Consider the following 13,796-nt stretch of genomic DNA (forward strand, 5'->3'; position numbering starts at 1 on the left):
CCGGAAAATCCGCCCGTCTGCTCAGTTCGTCTGTCTCGGGCGCGCAATCGCCGACGAGGCCGTCAGCGCTCGAGACCGGCCAGCTGGCCGGGCGCGCAGAAGATCACGGTAGCGTCGTCGTGGATCTCGTTTCTGAACCACGCGCGCACTGCTCGTCGGAGAGCTCGGCCTCCCGGACCTGCCGGATGAGCTGGCTCGGGCCGTGAGCTTGGATCACGTCGAGTGCCTGTGTCCAGTCCATGAGTCCGTAGCGCTCAACGGCGGCGGCTCCACTGAGCAGCGCGGCTCGGCGCACGCTCCCGCGGCCGACGTGTCCTTGTCGCGCATGCGCCGCGGAGTCAGGATTCGTCGATGCGATCCAATAGCCATCCCGCACATTCCGCGAAGCCCGCTCGGCCGCGGCCAGGTCGACGAGGGCTGACTCACGTTCGACGGTACCGCGCCGCGTGGCGGCGACCCGCTCGCGCTCGGCAACCTTCGTTCGGCCGCATGGGACAGGCCGATTGCGTCGCGAAGGTGACCCGCATCGATGACTCCTCCACAGAGGGAGCGCAGCGCACACCGGCCCGGCCGGGAAGAGTATTTGAACTCTCTAAGCTCGGCCACGCGGGCGTCGCCTCGTTTCACCTCGTTGGACCGGTCTACCGCGGGCGCCGCTGTGGCTGTCGGCTCCGGATCCTGGCGGGCACGCGACAAGCAGGCATGGGCACGTGACCCCGCCTGCGCTACACCGTCTGGTCGGCGGCCGCGATCGGGCTGCCGAGGGCCGCAGCCACCCGCTTGGCGATCTTCGCTTGAGCTCGACCCCAACTGAAACGGTACGACATCGCGGGATCGATGGTGTCGACCTGCATCGAGTACGTGAGCAGATGCCCCTTCAGCGGCCCGGCTTTGAAGTTCGCCCGGGGGACTGAGAGCGCGATTTTCTTGCCGACGTTGGTGTTCACGAAGTCCACGAGTGCGATGCGCTGGTCGGTCATCACCATGAGATACGGTCGCGGCCTCGCCGCGACGATGAGAAGACCGCCGGAGGCGATGCCGGCCACAGCGGCGGTGGCGACCTGGCGCTTGGCCGATACCTTGCCGAGCTGAAGCACTTCGATCATCTGGATCTGCTCGCCGGGCGCGAGCGCAGGCGCGACGACATTGGTGCAACGCTGAATGACTTTACTGGAGACCATAGGACAACCTCGCTATGCACGTGCTGGTGCCCGATAGCCGGGGCTGATGATGGTGTGGCTTGCGGAGATCTCTCACGCGGCTGACGACCGGGCCAAGGTTAGCGCCAGCACCCTTGCGAGACAAGACGCTGACTTCGGTGAGGACCGGCTGCCACGGCGGACGGTCGCGCACGCGGGGATGCGCGATCATGCTGCGATGAGCTGGAGGGGACTGTGGACGATCGCCGCGATCAAGGACGCTGATGTGCGCCGCCTACGTAAGCGGTTCGAAGCCGCGGTCAACACGCGGCGCTCCGATCCAACAGTCGTGGAGGCATGGCGTCTTGGACCGCCGATCCGAACCTGGAACCGGGTGTCAATGGCCACGAGGTTCTCCTTGTGGGCGGACAGGTGTTCTCCTTGCTGGTGGCCATCAGAAATCCCTGTAGATGGCCACGTGGATCCCTGCTGGCGGACATCAGAAATCCCCAGGGCGTTCCCGCCCTCTGCCGCAGGTAGGCTGGGTGCAGTTGCGGACTGCCTGGTCCGTCCCGACCCGAGGGCAGGCCTAGCGCAGGGCTGGGCGCTCCCAGGCGGTGGTACAGATCGTCGATCTGGGCACCGCTCAAACCGACGGTCCGGCCCCACTGGCCGACGGCCCCGGTCACCACGGCCGTGCCGCGCAGCCGCATCGGCACCCCGAGCTCTCGCGCGAGCAGGCTCGCCGGCCAGTTGACCGGACGCCCTGCGGCGATGCCGTCCTCGTCGACCCACAGCGCGAGCCCGCCGTCGACCACCAGCCGCTCGACCGCCGCGCAGCCGATGACGGCACGAAGCCCGTGGATGACGCCGACGGACCGGTCGCGGGACAGTTCCACATCGGCCACGCGCCCGTCTCGGTCGATGCCCAACGCCTTCATGGGATGGGCTCTGGTTGACCGGGGCTTTTAGGTGAGCGGGACCACGCCCCTGCCGGCCAGGGCCTCGGCGAGGCGGTGGGAATCGCCCTGGGTCTGGACGAAATGCGCGTGGTGCATGAGACGATCGATTCCTGCGGTCGCAATGGTCTTGGGCATGATCGTGTCAAAGCCCGAAGGGTGAATGTTGCTGGTCACAGCTATGGAGCGGCGTTCATATGCGGCGTCGATGATCCTGTAGAAGGCCTCGGCCGCGTCGGCGGCCACCGGCAACAGGCCGACGTCATCGATCACGATCAGATCGGCCCGGCAGATCCGGGCCACCGTCTTGGCCATCGACCCGTCGATCTTCGTGCGGGCCAGGGTGCTCTCCAGGGTCTCGAGGGTGAACCAGGCCACCCGCAGGTCGTTTTCGATCGCGGCGTGTGCGAGCCCCTCGGTGAAGTGCGATTTTCCTGTACCCGAGGGTCCGCTGACGACTAAATTCTCCTTGCGCCCGATCCATTCGAGGGTGGTTAGGGCGTTCTGGGTGGCGGTGGGGATCGAGGAGTCCTCCACGCGCCAGGACCCGAGGGTCTTGCCGGTAGGGAAGTGCGCGGCGACCCGGCGGGTGCGTCGGGTGGCCGAGTCCTCTGCCCTGGCAGGTGCTTGCGCTGCCGGCGTTGGTCGGCGGGTCAAGACACGTTCTTCCGTCTTGACCTGTCGGCCGGCGTCTGGCACCCCTCGGGATGACGGGGCAGACGAGGGGGCCGGACCGACCCACCCACTTACCTCCTGCACCCTCCCGACCTGCTGCTCTACCCCCCTCCACCTGCAACGGGCTGGGTCGAACTATCGACCTCGACCACTGGGACCTGACCGACCACGCCCGGACGCTGATCGAAACGTGTTGGCGGCTCGGCGCGATTGCGGAACTCGCACCGCTGCGGCTGCGCAAGTGGGCTCACATGCTCGGCTTCGGCGGCCACTTCGCCGCCAAATCTCGCGGCTACTCGACAACCCTGGGCGCGCTGCGCCAGGAACGCGCCGACTACACCGCGCGCCGCGACCCGCTGACGCTCGCGCTCGTCGACAGCCCCGACGTGCTGGTCGTCAACCACTGGAACTACGCCGGACCGGCCGACCAACCGTCGTCATCGACGCCGCAGTCTGGCCACACCGACCACTCACCCGACCCGGAAGGAGGCCCCGAATAGACACTCTCTTGACCGTCGAACAAGCCGCCGAACTGTTCAATACCACGCCGCGGTTCGTCCGCCGCCTGGTCGCCGAGCGGCGCATCACCGTCGTCCGCCTCGGCCGACACGTGCGCATCCCGCGCTCGGCCGTCGTCGACTTCGTCCAGGCCGGAACCGTTCTGCCGCTGTCGACTCGGCGCGCCGTTCGTCACCTGACGACGGTGGCCTGATGGCTGGCAAGCGGCGCTTCGGCCGCATCCGGCAACTGCCTTCCGGCCGGTATCAGGTGCGCTACCTCGGCCCGGACGGCGTCGACCGACCCACGCCGGAGACCTTCCGCACCAAGACCGAGGCGGAAAAGTGGCTGGTAGACAAGGAAGCCGAGATCAACCGGGATGACTGGATCAACCCGGACGCCGGCGCGGTCTCGCTTGAGCAGTTCGCCGAGGAGTGGCTTCGCGACCATCCGAAGATGCGGGCCTCGACGCGGGCGCGGTCGGTCGGTCTGCTCCGGCTGCACATCGTGCCCTACCTCGGCGGCAAGCCAATTGGAGAGATCAAGCCCGCGGACATTCGCCGCTGGTACAAGCAGATCAACGATGGCGGCCTCGGCTCTGCCTCGGTCGCGCGGGCGTACTCGCTGCTGCGGGCCATCTTCAACACCGCCCGGAAGGATGAGGTGATCCGTCGCAACCCGTGCCAGATCGACGGCGCGGCGCTCTACAAGTGGAAGGAGCGGCCCGTTCTGACGATCAGCGAGATATACACGCTGATAGATCGGATGCCGGACCGCTACAAGGCGCTCGTCCTGCTCGGCACCTTCACCGGCCTGCGCTGGGGCGAGCTGGTCGGGCTACGGCGGCGGAACATCGACGTGGTGGCGTGCACGGTGACGGTTGAGTCGATCGTCGTCGAGGTCGACAACGGCCGGATACTGCTTGACCAGAAACCGAAGTCAGACGCGGGCCTGCGTACCGTGGCGTTCCCCTCGCAGATCGGCCCGGCCCTGGCCGGCCACCTCGCCGCCTTCGTCGACGCCGCGCCGGACTCGTACGTGTTCACCTCGCCGCTCGGCGGCGTGCTGCGGCGGGCGAACTTCCGGCGGCTCTGGCTCGACGCACTCAAGGACGCGGGCGTGCCTCAGATCAGGTTTCACGACCTCCGCCACACCGGAGCGACAATCGCGGCCCAAACCGGCGCGACCCTGAAGGAGCTCATGCAACGGATCGGGCACTCCACGCTGAACGCGGCGCTCGGCTACCAGCACGCTTCCCAGGGCCGTGACCACGTGATCGCCGCCGCGCTGGACAAGATGATCTCGAAGGAACGGGCTCGGCAGGCCAAGGCCAACAAGGCGAAGAAGAAGCCACCGGAGAGCGGCTCCTCGGCCTGATCGGGCACGCAACGGGCACAAAGACCCCTCACCATGATCGGTGAGGGGTCTTTGTGCTGGTGGAGCCAAGGGGACTTGAACCCCTAACCCCCGCCTTGCAAATTCGCTCGGCCGTTCGACTCACCGGTGCCCGCGCTGCTCAGCCTCGGTCGGCACACGCTGGGAGGGACCGCCAGATACCACGCTGTCCCCCTCCGTTGATGTCACTGCGGATGTCACCAATCGAGCTCAGCCGATGATCAGATCTTCGGTACCTGGCCACGCCAACGCAACGCCGGCGCGCTCACATAACTCGAGCCAACGAAGGCTGGACGGCTTCCTCTCGACCCATAGGACTCCTCGCACCGCGGTCGATCGCGCCGCAAGCAAATCGAGGTAGTCAAGGATCTGGCCCAAGCCCATGCGTAGTTGACGCGTCTCGCTCGCGTCGGTGAGCGACTTCACCTCGCAAACGGTGAGCGTGCCGTCCGCGTCATGCCAGGCGATGTCGAAGTCAGGGTCTTCTGGAAGCGGGGACAGCGGGATGCGACCGCGCGCATCCAGTGCCTTGGCCAGATCGTTTTGGAGCCGGCGATGAGCGCTGAGGTTCCGGCCGATCAGGTCCGGGTCAGGGATTCCTGGCAGAGCGGGCGCCGGCTGTACCGATTCGTCCGCTGGCTGGTAGGTACCTCCTACCGGCAACGTCGGGATGGTGATCGGCTCGGAGCGCTCGGCGCGGACTAGATGAAACTGGATCACCTGACGCATGGGTCCGTTGCCGGTCTCCGGCGCCTGGCCGTAGCTGAATGGCTCGACGTCGTCCAGAACAAACTCGCCCACGTAGCGAACTTCGCCCTTGGCACCATCAAACAGGCGCAAGTGGCGGCCCTGCTCAATGCAGTCCCTGATGGCGCGGTTTCCGCGAACAAACTCCTGGTCACCGTGCTGTCCCTCGCCTGTGTACCGAAAGGTTCCATCCTCGGCCCACCGGTCATAGTAGCCGTGGAAGTGCCCTGAGCGTGGATCGGTGAAGATCAAGATGTTCGGCGACTCGCGGCACGGACTGATGCCGTTCTGGTTGCTGCCTCCGTACCGCGCGTGCAGCTCTACTCGTCGAACGAGATCACCAGGGGCTAGATGCCAGTCGTCACCCTGCACAGCCTCGATAGTCATATGAACATACTGCATCAGGCTGCCGACGACGTCCGGGGAACTATTGCTTTACAAAGGGCCTGATATCGATCTAGAGTTCGAGCATGAGTCGCTGGCCTGCGGCCTAGCGGCCGATTGTCCGTGAGTACACGCGACTGACCCTGGCCACCTCTCCAAACGGGCACGCGACGGGCACGCTATCGGTACCATCAGAGCTGTCTCTCTATCGAGAGGAGGTGATGGCCTTGCCGACGTTCTCTCTGACGTTGTCGCTGGCCTTAACCTCGACGACGCCTTGGACAGCAGGGAGTCGCTATAAACGCCTGTGAAGGTACCCGAGCCCCGCGAAACCCAAGCATTGGGCGTGACCAGCTCTTTCAGGTCATTGGGTGCCGCTGAAGCAGGAAGGCCCAGCCTCAGCAACTGGGTCATTCCGGGGAAGTAATTCCACCGGCCCGCCGTTGCTCCATACTTCGGCGATGGTCCAGCCATTATGGCTAGCCTCATCCGAGGCCGGGTGCCGGAGTTCGCTCCGGCACCCTCCTGGCCTCTTCGTCCCGAACGTCGTTCCGCGTCGTCGGCTAGTCTCGTCGGCTGTCGACTGATGGCCGTTGTCGCAGCTCGGCTGTCGTCCGTTGTCGGCCAGTGTCGTCTGTTGTCAGAGACTTCGCTGACTTCCTGCTGAGTCAACTGGTTGCTTAGAGGTGGTGCCGTAGCTTCTCTCACGGTCACGGCATCACCCGCCGTTACGCTCGCAGCCGCCTCACCGCGAGGGCTGCGCACGGGCTCGTCGCGAGAGCGAAGCCGACCAGCGGCGCCGGTTCGTGCTGAATCGCGAGCACCCCTGCTATGGCGCAGGAGCAGGCGTGGATAGCCACGGTGCACAGTCCGGCGCCTACGCGTTCCGCGATTCGGAGCCATCCGGCGGTTGACAAGGGCTGCTGTGGATCGGGCAGACTCATAGTGCCTCCTGAGTGGGGCGACGGTCCGCCTGAGCCGACTACCGGCCAAGGCATTTCGGCTCAGGCGGGCTGGACTCCGCCATGATTCTGCGACCCGTCAACGCCCGGTAGGGCGTTACTCCAAATGGGTGACGCGCGCTGACCTGCCTCTTTGTATGCTTTATCAAGCTCCTACCGGCGGAGCGCAGCTAGTTTTTCGGGCTGAGGTTCTGGTATCTCCTCGATCGGGCAAGCTCCTGCTTTGCCGGGCGGTGGTCGGCGGGTCAAGGCCGCCTTTTGCCTTGACCTGTCGGCCGTCGTCTGGCAACCCTCGTGGTGACCGGGCGAGGAGGTGCCAGGGCCGACCCACCCTCTTCCTTCCCCTACCCTCCCGCACCGGTTGCTCCGCCTATCTCCGAGGAGGGCCGGGGGTTCGGGGGCAGCGCCCCCGTGTTCTCGAACGGCACGCTGTCTGGCCTGCTGGTGTTCGGCTGTTCGGGCTTCTGGTGCAGGTGGGCGCTGTGCCTGTCGAGTGCCGGGAGCTGCTGACTGCTGCGGGCGTCGTGGGTGTCGTTGTGTCCGTGCCCGTCCTGCTGTGTGTGCTGTCCTGTGTCGTGTCTCGCGGACGCTGGCGCGCCGGCCGCGCGCGGAACGCTGGCGCGGGTCCGGCAGCGCCGAAGCGGTCCGCGGTAACCTCGTGCGCCTGGGCCCTGCCCGTTCAGCTCGGCCGATGGCTCAGCTTCGTCGTCGTGCCCGCGGGCGTCCTGCTGGCGCGTCCGGCGTGACTGTCCGGCTTCTCGCCTGGGAGCGTGCGCGCGTCCTGCTTCCGGGTTCGCCCGGCGCGGGCCGAGACGGAGTCGGGGCGAAGACAGGAGACGACGGCTCGGGCGGCGACGGGCTGCACACCGCGAAGCGGTGTGCCTTGATCCTCGTAGAGAAAGTTCTAGCCCATTGATCGACTGCGCTCGCTGGTGCAAACGTGCTTCGCTTGCTTCGCGCACCAGAACTCTGATACGGCTACGGCTGTCGTCGCTGGAACGAGGCAAAGGCAGCGTAGATGGATCTCGCGACTCAACTTGTAACGATCGTCGGCGTTCTCGTGGGCGCTCTGTCGACGTACGTTGCGAGTTACCTCGTGGAACGCGGCAAGGATCGTCGCGGCCTCGCGCTGCGGTGGGATGAACGCAAGCTAGACACGTACGTGTCTTACGTCGCTCACGTGCGTGACGTGATCTATGCCGCGGTGCTGCTCTTCGAGTCCAGAGAGGGTCTGCGGACGATCGACAAGACGATTGATCAGCTCACTCTGGGACTCATTGATGCGGAGCGGTCGCGCGCCCTGCTGTTTGAACAGCTCGTGTTGCTCGGCGGCGCTGAGGTCGTCGACGCTGGCCATGAGCTGAATCGGGCCGTGCTGGCGATCGACTGGCGGGCGCGCGAACTCACTGATGAGGACCTGCCGGGCTGGCGGGCGCTGCACGTTCGCGCGTTCCAGCTGATCAACGAGTTTCACAACGCTGCGCGCTCAGATCTCGGCGTGCGGGGCGAACTGGCTGCCGACCACTCGGGGCTGACGCTCAACCTGCCGTCGGCGCGGCAGGACTCGTGACGCTCGCCGGCTGCTGCTTTGCCAGTTCAGCGATGGCGTCGGCGCGCTCGCTGATCAACTGCATGCGCAGGGTCCACGTGGTCGCCTCCTTGTGCTCGGGCTGGGCCGAGACCTGGCCGGGCCATTTGCGGTAGAGCAAGCCGACTTCGCCGATGAAGTAGCCGGTACCGAGCATGCTCGCGGCAATCAGCATCCCGGTGTCATCGGAGCCGGGTACGGACATCCACCCGCCGACAGCTGTGACCAGGTTGCGGCGGATGCACACGGTCGTGGGGTGCACGGGCAGCCGGTAGTTGTGCTCGCGCCAGTGCTTCAGGATCTGGCCCGGATACAGGCGGCCGGTCGGCGGGTCGTTGTCGAAGCCGATAGTCGAGCCGTCCGGCATGAGGTCGAGCACGCGGGAAGTGGTCCATTGAACGTCGGGCTTGGCTTCGAGCACTGCGATATCGCGGGCAAGAGAGCCCGTGGTGAGCTGGTCGTCCTGGTCTAGGTTCTTGATCAGGTGACCCTTAGCGCGGGCGAGAGCAAGGTTCCGCGTGATCGCCACACCACCGTGCGGGTTGAACCCGAAACTGATGCGCTCATCGTCGGGCAGGATCGCTCGGGCGCGTCCCGTCTCGCCGTCCTCTTGTACGACCCATTCCCATTGCCAGCCGGCCGGGAGGTCTTGCGCGGCGAGTGCGTCGTATGCGGCTGTCAGGTACTCCGGTTCTGGCTGGTAGACCGGCGTGAGTACAGAGATGGTGTTCATGCGGTCTCCCAGCGCTCGAGCGTGGTCGTGTAGATGAACTCGGTTCGGTCTCCGGGCAGGATGACATACGCGACTTCAGCTACGTGGCCTGCGGTGTCGACGGACGTGCGCTTGAGTTCGAACACCGAGACGCCCTGTGCGTCGATGCCGAGTTGTTCCGCCTCGTCGGCCAGTGGCGGCCGGGCTGTGATCTCGTCGGTGATGCGGTCGACTTCGATTCCGAGCGTGCTGAGCTGGTGCTGAGTGCCGCCTGGCCACGGCTCGTTGTTCTGGTCCAGTAGCGCCGGATTCTGTGCGGCCACGTCGTAGACGAGATAGGAGCGCGAAAGGCTGATCGGCGCGCTCTCGTGCCGGGATGTGGTGCGGTAGGTACGCAGGAGCATGCGAGTTCCGGGCTCGACCTTGAAGTCCTCGGCCAGCTGCTCATCTGCAGGGATGTCGTCGTATTCGGCGGAGAACTTCAGGTCGTCGTATGTCAGGCCTGTGTCCTGCTCGGTGGCTCCGGTCGCTCGGCGCTGTTCCTCGGGCAGGTGTACGCGCGCCTTCTCCCATTGATAGCGCTCAGGTGTCCTGCGCACCGGAGTACGGGCACTGCGGACGTATCGGCCTTTGCCGTGTCGAGTAATGATCAGGCCTTCGGCGCGAAGCACGCTGAGAGCTTGCCTGGCGGTCGGGATCGTGACGCCGTATTCCTCGGCGAGCTTCGATTCTGGGTCTAGCTGCTCACCGGGTGCGAGCGATCCGCTCATGATCTTCTGTCGCAGCTCGGCTGCGATCCGCTCGTACTTGGCCATCTGATGCCTCCTCGCGTCCCTCACACATTAGCTCCTCAATAGGACTTGACGACAACCAGACGGTCCGTCACTATCGAATCAGAGTCCTAAAGAGAACTAGACGTATAGATGACTGGAGAAGCTTGTGTTGATTGTTCCGCTTGACCCGACTCGCCCGCTGATCGCGATGGGCGGGGCCGCACCGCAGGTGGACCGGGAGACCGGTGCTCAGGCGCTGGACCGCAACACCAAGGAGCCGCTGTATGACGTGCAGGTCGTCATGCCCACCGACGACGGGCAGCCGCTGGCGATGCGGGTGACGGTGCCGCAGTCCGGGTTGGCCGAGCAGGTGGAGTTGGGCTCGATGGTCAAGGCCGCGGGGCTGACGCTGGTGACCGACGTAAAGAACGGTAAGGCCTGGTACATGTACCGGGCTTCCGCTCTGACGGTTGTGCGGGGCTGAGCCGTGCTGCTGCTGGTTCTGCTTGTGGTGGTGCCGGTCGCCGTGGTGTTCGCCGCCCGGCGGCTGGCCGGCCACCCCATGGTGCTGGTCGGCCGCGATTTGGCGGTCTCGGTGTTCCTGGTGGGTCGGTTCGTGTACCGGGCGGCCCGGTTGCTGGTCCGGTTCATTGTGGGGGAGGTGCGCTCATGGCAGATCTCGCGTTCGTCGTTCCGGGCGTGATCGCCGCTGCTCCGATGCTGGTGACCTCGGTGTCCGCGGTGAGGTATGTGCGGGCCGATCGGCTCGGGCGGGCGGTGTTGCGTAAGGGCTGGCGTATCCGGTTCACCTGGCGTCGTACCGCGCTGCGCTGCGGCCTGTATCAAGCCGACCAGGCGGCCCCGGCCGGCGGAGAGACGCTGATGATGCGTTCGCGTGACCGGCTGCTGATCCCGCGCATCGCCGTCGCTCCCGGACCGAACGGCCTGACGGTGAGCGTCAAGACGGTGGGTCAGGTCGGGTTGGAGGACTTCGAACGTTCCGCCGACGACCTGGCCAACGCCTGGCGCGTGCGCTACCTGGAAGCCTCGCCAGCCCGGCCCGGGTACCTGACGCTGCGGGTCGTGCTGCGTGACGCGCTGCGCCAGCGCACGCTCTTCGTTCCCTCCCCGGATGCCCCGGTGGACCTGCGCACGTGGGTTCTCGGCGTCGGCCGCGACGGGCAACCGGTGAAGGTGCGTACCGCGGAGGTCTCCGGCATCGCGGTGGGCGGCCTGTCCGGCTACGGCAAGACCAGCCTTGTCTACCACCGCTTCGCCACCCTCGCACCGTCGCCGCTGGTGCAGTTCGCGCTGATCGACGGCAAGGACTTCGAACTGTCCGACCTTAAGGCCCGCGCCTACCTGCACTGCGGCGACGACCTGGACCGGGCGCACCACATCGTCTCGCAGGTGCACGCCCTGTACACCGACCGGAAGAACGCGATTCGCGCCGTGCTGCGCCGACGCTCCTTCTGGGCCGGTGACCCGATCGAGGCATGGCCGCTGACCGTGCTGGTGATCGATGAGGCACACACCTTCCTGCACGAGACCAAGAGCACCGACCCGGGCGCGAAGGACCGCAACAACCGGGTGCGCGACATCGTCGGGATGCTCGACGAACTGGTGCGCAAAGGCCGCACCGTCGGCATTCAAGTCATGCTGCTGACCCAGAAGCCGACCGGGGAGGCGATCCCGACCACGATCCGGGATAACTGCCAGATCGCGCTGTCCTTCGCGCAGCGCTCCAAGGAAGCCGCGATCGCCGCGCTCGGCGACGACATCAACGACTACCCGCACGCCCACCCGCGCCGCCTGCAAGACCCCGCCTATGTCGGCGTGGTCTCGGTCCTGGCGGAGGGCCGCCCCGGCTACAGCCTCGCCCGCATCCCGTACGTGACCGACCGCGACGCGATCGCCCTTGCGGCCTCGACCGCGCACCTGACCGCCGACCCGCGCCGGCTGCTGGCCGCCGCGCTCGCCCCGGCCGACACCATCCCCGCCTAACCAATCATCCCCGCAGTTCAGTGCCACGCGCGCAAAGTCCCTACCCGTCCCATGCCTCAACCCGGAAGGAGGCGACATGCCTCGTAAGTCAAGGCCCGTCGTTGTCGAGCCGGACCCGTGCCCGGCCTGCCAGGGCTCGGGTCAGACTGCGCAGCCGGTCACCCGTCGTCGCGGCACCGTGCGCGGCCAGATGGGCGTCTGCCTGGCCTGCCTTGGCACCGGTACCGCTGACAACGCTCCGGCCATTGCCTCGACCGCCCGGCCGCACCTGTAGATCCGGCCGCCGCCGCTGGCCACCAGTCCACGCCCCTCGGCCTGGTGACCGGCGCGACCTACCCGGCTCAACAAACCAACACCCGAACACAGAGAGGAGAACTGACATGGACGGCATCGAACTGCTCACCCTGGCCGCCGGCGTCGGTGGCACCCTGACCGGCTTCTTCCTCGGGCTGCGCGTGTGCGGCCCCCGCATCCAGATCGAGTGGACCGAGCGTCACCCGCGCGAACTGGCCCAGCAGGTACGCGACGGTGAACTGAACCTCTCCGCACTGACCGAGCACTCCCGCCGCCTGGTACTGGCCGAGCTGGCCCGGATGGGCAACGGCCTGCCGATCGAGGCCTCCGCGCAGTTCCTGGCCGTCACCGGCATCCAGGGCCGGTACGTCGGCAAGCCGGAACCGCACTGGGCGCACCGGATCGAGTCCCGCTGATGACCGCCCCTACCTGCGCCCTTCAGCTGCCGCTGTTCGCCGAGACCACCGGCGGGCCGGAAGACCGCATCCCCTCGGACGGGCTCACGCTCGACACCCCCGCCGGCCCGGTCGACCTGGTTGCCGTCCAGCGGGCCCTGGACGGTGAGCGCCTGCACCTCACGCGCGCCGAGCACCGCTACATCGCCGCCCAGGTCCGCGCACACCTGACCGTGCGCCCCGCCAACCGTAAGGAGGTTGCCAGATGACCGCCTTTCGCCGCTTCACCGATGGTGTCCTGTTCCAGGCCGTGCTGACCGGCTCGCTCTCCTTCTCCCACATCCACGACCTCGCGGCCGTGCACGGACAGTCCGGCTGGAAAGCGTGGCTCTACCCGCTGTCCGTCGACCTGCTCACCGTGGCCGCCTACCGCAAGCTGACCGCCGCGCGCTCGACCAAGGCCCCTGCCGGCCTGGCCTGGTGCGCCTTCCTGCTCGGCCTGGCCGCCTCCCTCGCGGCGAACATCCTCGGCGCGTGGCAGAACCCTGACCGGCTAGTCGCAGTCGCCCTCGGCGTCTGGCCCGCCGTCGCCTTCCTCGTATGCACCCTGCTCACCCACGACCCGACACCCGCCACGGCTCCCGCTCCGGCTCCGGCACGGGCTGATGTTCCGGCCGTGGTCGACGCAACCGCCGCGCTACCGGTCATTGCTGCCGCTCGGCCGGTCGACTCGATCCGCACGTCGTTGAGCCGTGTCGTCGAGCAGGTCGAGCCGCTGGCCGCACCCGCGCCCGTGGCCGCTGCCTCGTCGGAGCCGGTGCCCGAACTGCCGGAGGTGTCTCCGAAGTTCCTGGAGTGGGCCCGCCGCGTCGCCGACGAACACCAGACCGTCACCGGAACCCCGATCGACCTGACCACCCTGGCCCGCAAGCTGCGCGTCAATCCGCCCCTCGCCCGCGCCGTCCACACGCACCTGCTCACCGGATCGGCAGGTGCCTGACGTGGCCGACACGACCCAAGCCGTCTATCTGGAGCTGGCCGTACGCGCCCTGGAGAACGGCGACCGCCCCGCCCTCGCCGGAGCGCTCGCGTCCCTCGACCCCGCCACCCTCGACCACCTCGCCGCCGTCCTCGCGCACCCCGTGTGGGCAGGGCTTGCCAACCACTACCCGCAAGCTCTCGCGGCCATGCCGCTACCGCGCCGCTGACCGGTCCCGTGACCGGTGCGCCCAGGAGGAACGGCCTTTCCTCTCGCCAAAGACAGAACGGCC

At 67.0% G+C, this 13,796-nt stretch carries 18 protein-coding genes; 12 read left to right on the forward strand and 6 right to left on the reverse strand.

Features of this window, described 5'->3' with window-relative positions:
• Window positions 1-725: 725 nt before the first annotated feature.
• The 3 genes from KGA66_RS03425 to KGA66_RS03435 all read right to left on the reverse strand — a co-directional run bounded on the left by KGA66_RS03425 (window position 726) and on the right by KGA66_RS03435 (window position 2,857).
• Complete coding sequence (locus KGA66_RS03425; RefSeq protein ID WP_211464378.1) at window positions 726-1,181, reverse strand: hypothetical protein; 456 nt, start codon at window positions 1,179-1,181, stop codon at window positions 726-728.
• 278 nt (window positions 1,182-1,459) lie between these two features.
• A complete protein-coding gene (locus KGA66_RS03430; RefSeq protein WP_211464380.1) occupies window positions 1,460-2,071 on the reverse strand; it encodes a DUF3846 domain-containing protein in 612 nt (203 codons plus the stop codon).
• Window positions 2,072-2,107: 36 nt separating this feature from the next.
• Window positions 2,108-2,857 carry an ATP-binding protein gene (locus KGA66_RS03435; RefSeq protein ID WP_211464382.1) on the reverse strand — a complete coding sequence of 250 codons (750 nt, stop codon included), beginning with the start codon at window positions 2,855-2,857 and terminating at the stop codon, window positions 2,108-2,110.
• Here KGA66_RS03435 and KGA66_RS31370 point away from each other — a divergent pair.
• Genes KGA66_RS31370 through KGA66_RS03450 form a run of 3 tightly spaced genes read left to right on the forward strand, consistent with a single transcriptional unit; the run spans window position 2,806 to window position 4,648 of the window.
• Window positions 2,806-3,273 (forward strand): replication initiator, encoded by a 468-nt coding sequence (locus KGA66_RS31370; RefSeq protein ID WP_312886715.1) that lies wholly within the window; start codon window positions 2,806-2,808, stop codon window positions 3,271-3,273. The genes KGA66_RS03435 and KGA66_RS31370 overlap by 52 nt on opposite strands.
• A gap of 8 nt (window positions 3,274-3,281) precedes the next feature.
• Window positions 3,282-3,485, forward strand: coding sequence for an excisionase family DNA-binding protein (locus tag KGA66_RS03445; protein WP_246506958.1), 204 nt, complete (start codon window positions 3,282-3,284; stop codon window positions 3,483-3,485).
• Window positions 3,485-4,648: a site-specific integrase gene (locus KGA66_RS03450; protein ID WP_211464384.1), complete on the forward strand. Its 1,164-nt coding sequence runs from the start codon at window positions 3,485-3,487 to the stop codon at window positions 4,646-4,648. The genes KGA66_RS03445 and KGA66_RS03450 overlap by 1 nt, the downstream gene beginning before the upstream one ends.
• Window positions 4,649-4,876: 228 nt before the next feature.
• Here KGA66_RS03450 and KGA66_RS03455 read toward each other — a convergent pair whose 3' ends face one another.
• Window positions 4,877-5,800, reverse strand: a complete 924-nt coding sequence (locus KGA66_RS03455) for an SRA domain-containing endonuclease (RefSeq protein ID WP_211464386.1) — start codon at window positions 5,798-5,800, stop codon at window positions 4,877-4,879.
• 1,977 nt (window positions 5,801-7,777) lie between these two features.
• Between KGA66_RS03455 and KGA66_RS03460 the strand changes: the two genes are divergently transcribed.
• Complete coding sequence (locus KGA66_RS03460; RefSeq protein WP_211464388.1) at window positions 7,778-8,329, forward strand: hypothetical protein; 552 nt, start codon at window positions 7,778-7,780, stop codon at window positions 8,327-8,329.
• On the opposite strand, the gene KGA66_RS03465 is transcribed toward KGA66_RS03460, so the two are convergent.
• Together KGA66_RS03465 and KGA66_RS03470 are read right to left on the reverse strand one after the other, a co-directional pair.
• Window positions 8,298-9,080 (reverse strand): glycosyltransferase family 2 protein, encoded by a 783-nt coding sequence (locus KGA66_RS03465; RefSeq protein WP_211464390.1) that lies wholly within the window; start codon window positions 9,078-9,080, stop codon window positions 8,298-8,300. The two genes, KGA66_RS03460 and KGA66_RS03465, sit on opposite strands and share 32 nt — an antisense overlap.
• Window positions 9,077-9,874: a GntR family transcriptional regulator gene (locus tag KGA66_RS03470; RefSeq protein WP_211464392.1), complete on the reverse strand. Its 798-nt coding sequence runs from the start codon at window positions 9,872-9,874 to the stop codon at window positions 9,077-9,079. Before KGA66_RS03470 ends, KGA66_RS03465 begins: the two co-directional genes overlap by 4 nt.
• Before the next feature lie 127 nt (window positions 9,875-10,001).
• On the opposite strand from KGA66_RS03470, the gene KGA66_RS03475 reads away from it, so the two are divergent.
• The 8 genes from KGA66_RS03475 to KGA66_RS03510 all read left to right on the forward strand — a co-directional run bounded on the left by KGA66_RS03475 (window position 10,002) and on the right by KGA66_RS03510 (window position 13,733).
• Window positions 10,002-10,316, forward strand: coding sequence for a hypothetical protein (locus KGA66_RS03475; protein WP_211464394.1), 315 nt, complete (start codon window positions 10,002-10,004; stop codon window positions 10,314-10,316).
• Between the two features lie 3 nt (window positions 10,317-10,319).
• Window positions 10,320-10,535, forward strand: a complete 216-nt coding sequence (locus tag KGA66_RS03480) for a hypothetical protein (RefSeq protein WP_211464396.1) — start codon at window positions 10,320-10,322, stop codon at window positions 10,533-10,535.
• Window positions 10,502-11,836, forward strand: coding sequence for an ATP-binding protein (locus KGA66_RS03485; protein ID WP_211464398.1), 1,335 nt, complete (start codon window positions 10,502-10,504; stop codon window positions 11,834-11,836). The genes KGA66_RS03480 and KGA66_RS03485 overlap by 34 nt, the downstream gene beginning before the upstream one ends.
• Before the next feature lie 76 nt (window positions 11,837-11,912).
• Window positions 11,913-12,110: a hypothetical protein gene (locus KGA66_RS03490; protein WP_211464400.1), complete on the forward strand. Its 198-nt coding sequence runs from the start codon at window positions 11,913-11,915 to the stop codon at window positions 12,108-12,110.
• A gap of 106 nt (window positions 12,111-12,216) precedes the next feature.
• Window positions 12,217-12,546 (forward strand): hypothetical protein, encoded by a 330-nt coding sequence (locus tag KGA66_RS03495; RefSeq protein ID WP_211464402.1) that lies wholly within the window; start codon window positions 12,217-12,219, stop codon window positions 12,544-12,546.
• Entirely contained in the window at window positions 12,546-12,794 is a 249-nt protein-coding gene (locus tag KGA66_RS03500; RefSeq protein WP_211464411.1) for a hypothetical protein, read from the forward strand. Before KGA66_RS03495 ends, KGA66_RS03500 begins: the two co-directional genes overlap by 1 nt.
• Entirely contained in the window at window positions 12,791-13,525 is a 735-nt protein-coding gene (locus tag KGA66_RS03505) for a DUF2637 domain-containing protein (protein WP_211464413.1), read from the forward strand. Before KGA66_RS03500 ends, KGA66_RS03505 begins: the two co-directional genes overlap by 4 nt.
• Window position 13,526: 1 nt before the next feature.
• On the forward strand, window positions 13,527-13,733 hold the full coding sequence (locus tag KGA66_RS03510) for a hypothetical protein (protein WP_211464415.1): 207 nt from the start codon (window positions 13,527-13,529) through the stop codon (window positions 13,731-13,733).
• Window positions 13,734-13,796 lie beyond the last annotated feature (63 nt).

Origin of the sequence: Actinocrinis puniceicyclus, from assembly GCF_018283645.1 — a bacterium.
In the GTDB taxonomy this organism is placed as follows: Bacteria; Actinomycetota; Actinomycetes; order Streptomycetales; family Catenulisporaceae; genus Actinocrinis; species Actinocrinis puniceicyclus.

Excerpts from the sequence above, each read along its gene's own strand:
- KGA66_RS03460 (WP_211464388.1), top strand. The coding sequence starts at position 7,778 with ATGGATCTCGCGACTCAACTTGTAACGATCGTCGGCGTTCTCGTGGGC.
- KGA66_RS03485 (WP_211464398.1), top strand. The coding sequence starts at position 10,502 with ATGGCAGATCTCGCGTTCGTCGTTCCGGGCGTGATCGCCGCTGCTCCG.
- KGA66_RS03465 (WP_211464390.1), bottom strand. The coding sequence starts at position 9,080 with ATGAACACCATCTCTGTACTCACGCCGGTCTACCAGCCAGAACCGGAG.
- KGA66_RS03500 (WP_211464411.1), top strand. The coding sequence starts at position 12,546 with ATGACCGCCCCTACCTGCGCCCTTCAGCTGCCGCTGTTCGCCGAGACC.
- KGA66_RS03455 (WP_211464386.1), bottom strand. The coding sequence starts at position 5,800 with ATGACTATCGAGGCTGTGCAGGGTGACGACTGGCATCTAGCCCCTGGT.
- KGA66_RS03490 (WP_211464400.1), top strand. The coding sequence starts at position 11,913 with ATGCCTCGTAAGTCAAGGCCCGTCGTTGTCGAGCCGGACCCGTGCCCG.
- KGA66_RS03450 (WP_211464384.1), top strand. The coding sequence starts at position 3,485 with ATGGCTGGCAAGCGGCGCTTCGGCCGCATCCGGCAACTGCCTTCCGGC.
- KGA66_RS31370 (WP_312886715.1), top strand. The coding sequence starts at position 2,806 with ATGACGGGGCAGACGAGGGGGCCGGACCGACCCACCCACTTACCTCCT.
- KGA66_RS03495 (WP_211464402.1), top strand. The coding sequence starts at position 12,217 with ATGGACGGCATCGAACTGCTCACCCTGGCCGCCGGCGTCGGTGGCACC.
- KGA66_RS03425 (WP_211464378.1), bottom strand. The coding sequence starts at position 1,181 with ATGGTCTCCAGTAAAGTCATTCAGCGTTGCACCAATGTCGTCGCGCCT.
- KGA66_RS03470 (WP_211464392.1), bottom strand. The coding sequence starts at position 9,874 with ATGGCCAAGTACGAGCGGATCGCAGCCGAGCTGCGACAGAAGATCATG.
- KGA66_RS03505 (WP_211464413.1), top strand. The coding sequence starts at position 12,791 with ATGACCGCCTTTCGCCGCTTCACCGATGGTGTCCTGTTCCAGGCCGTG.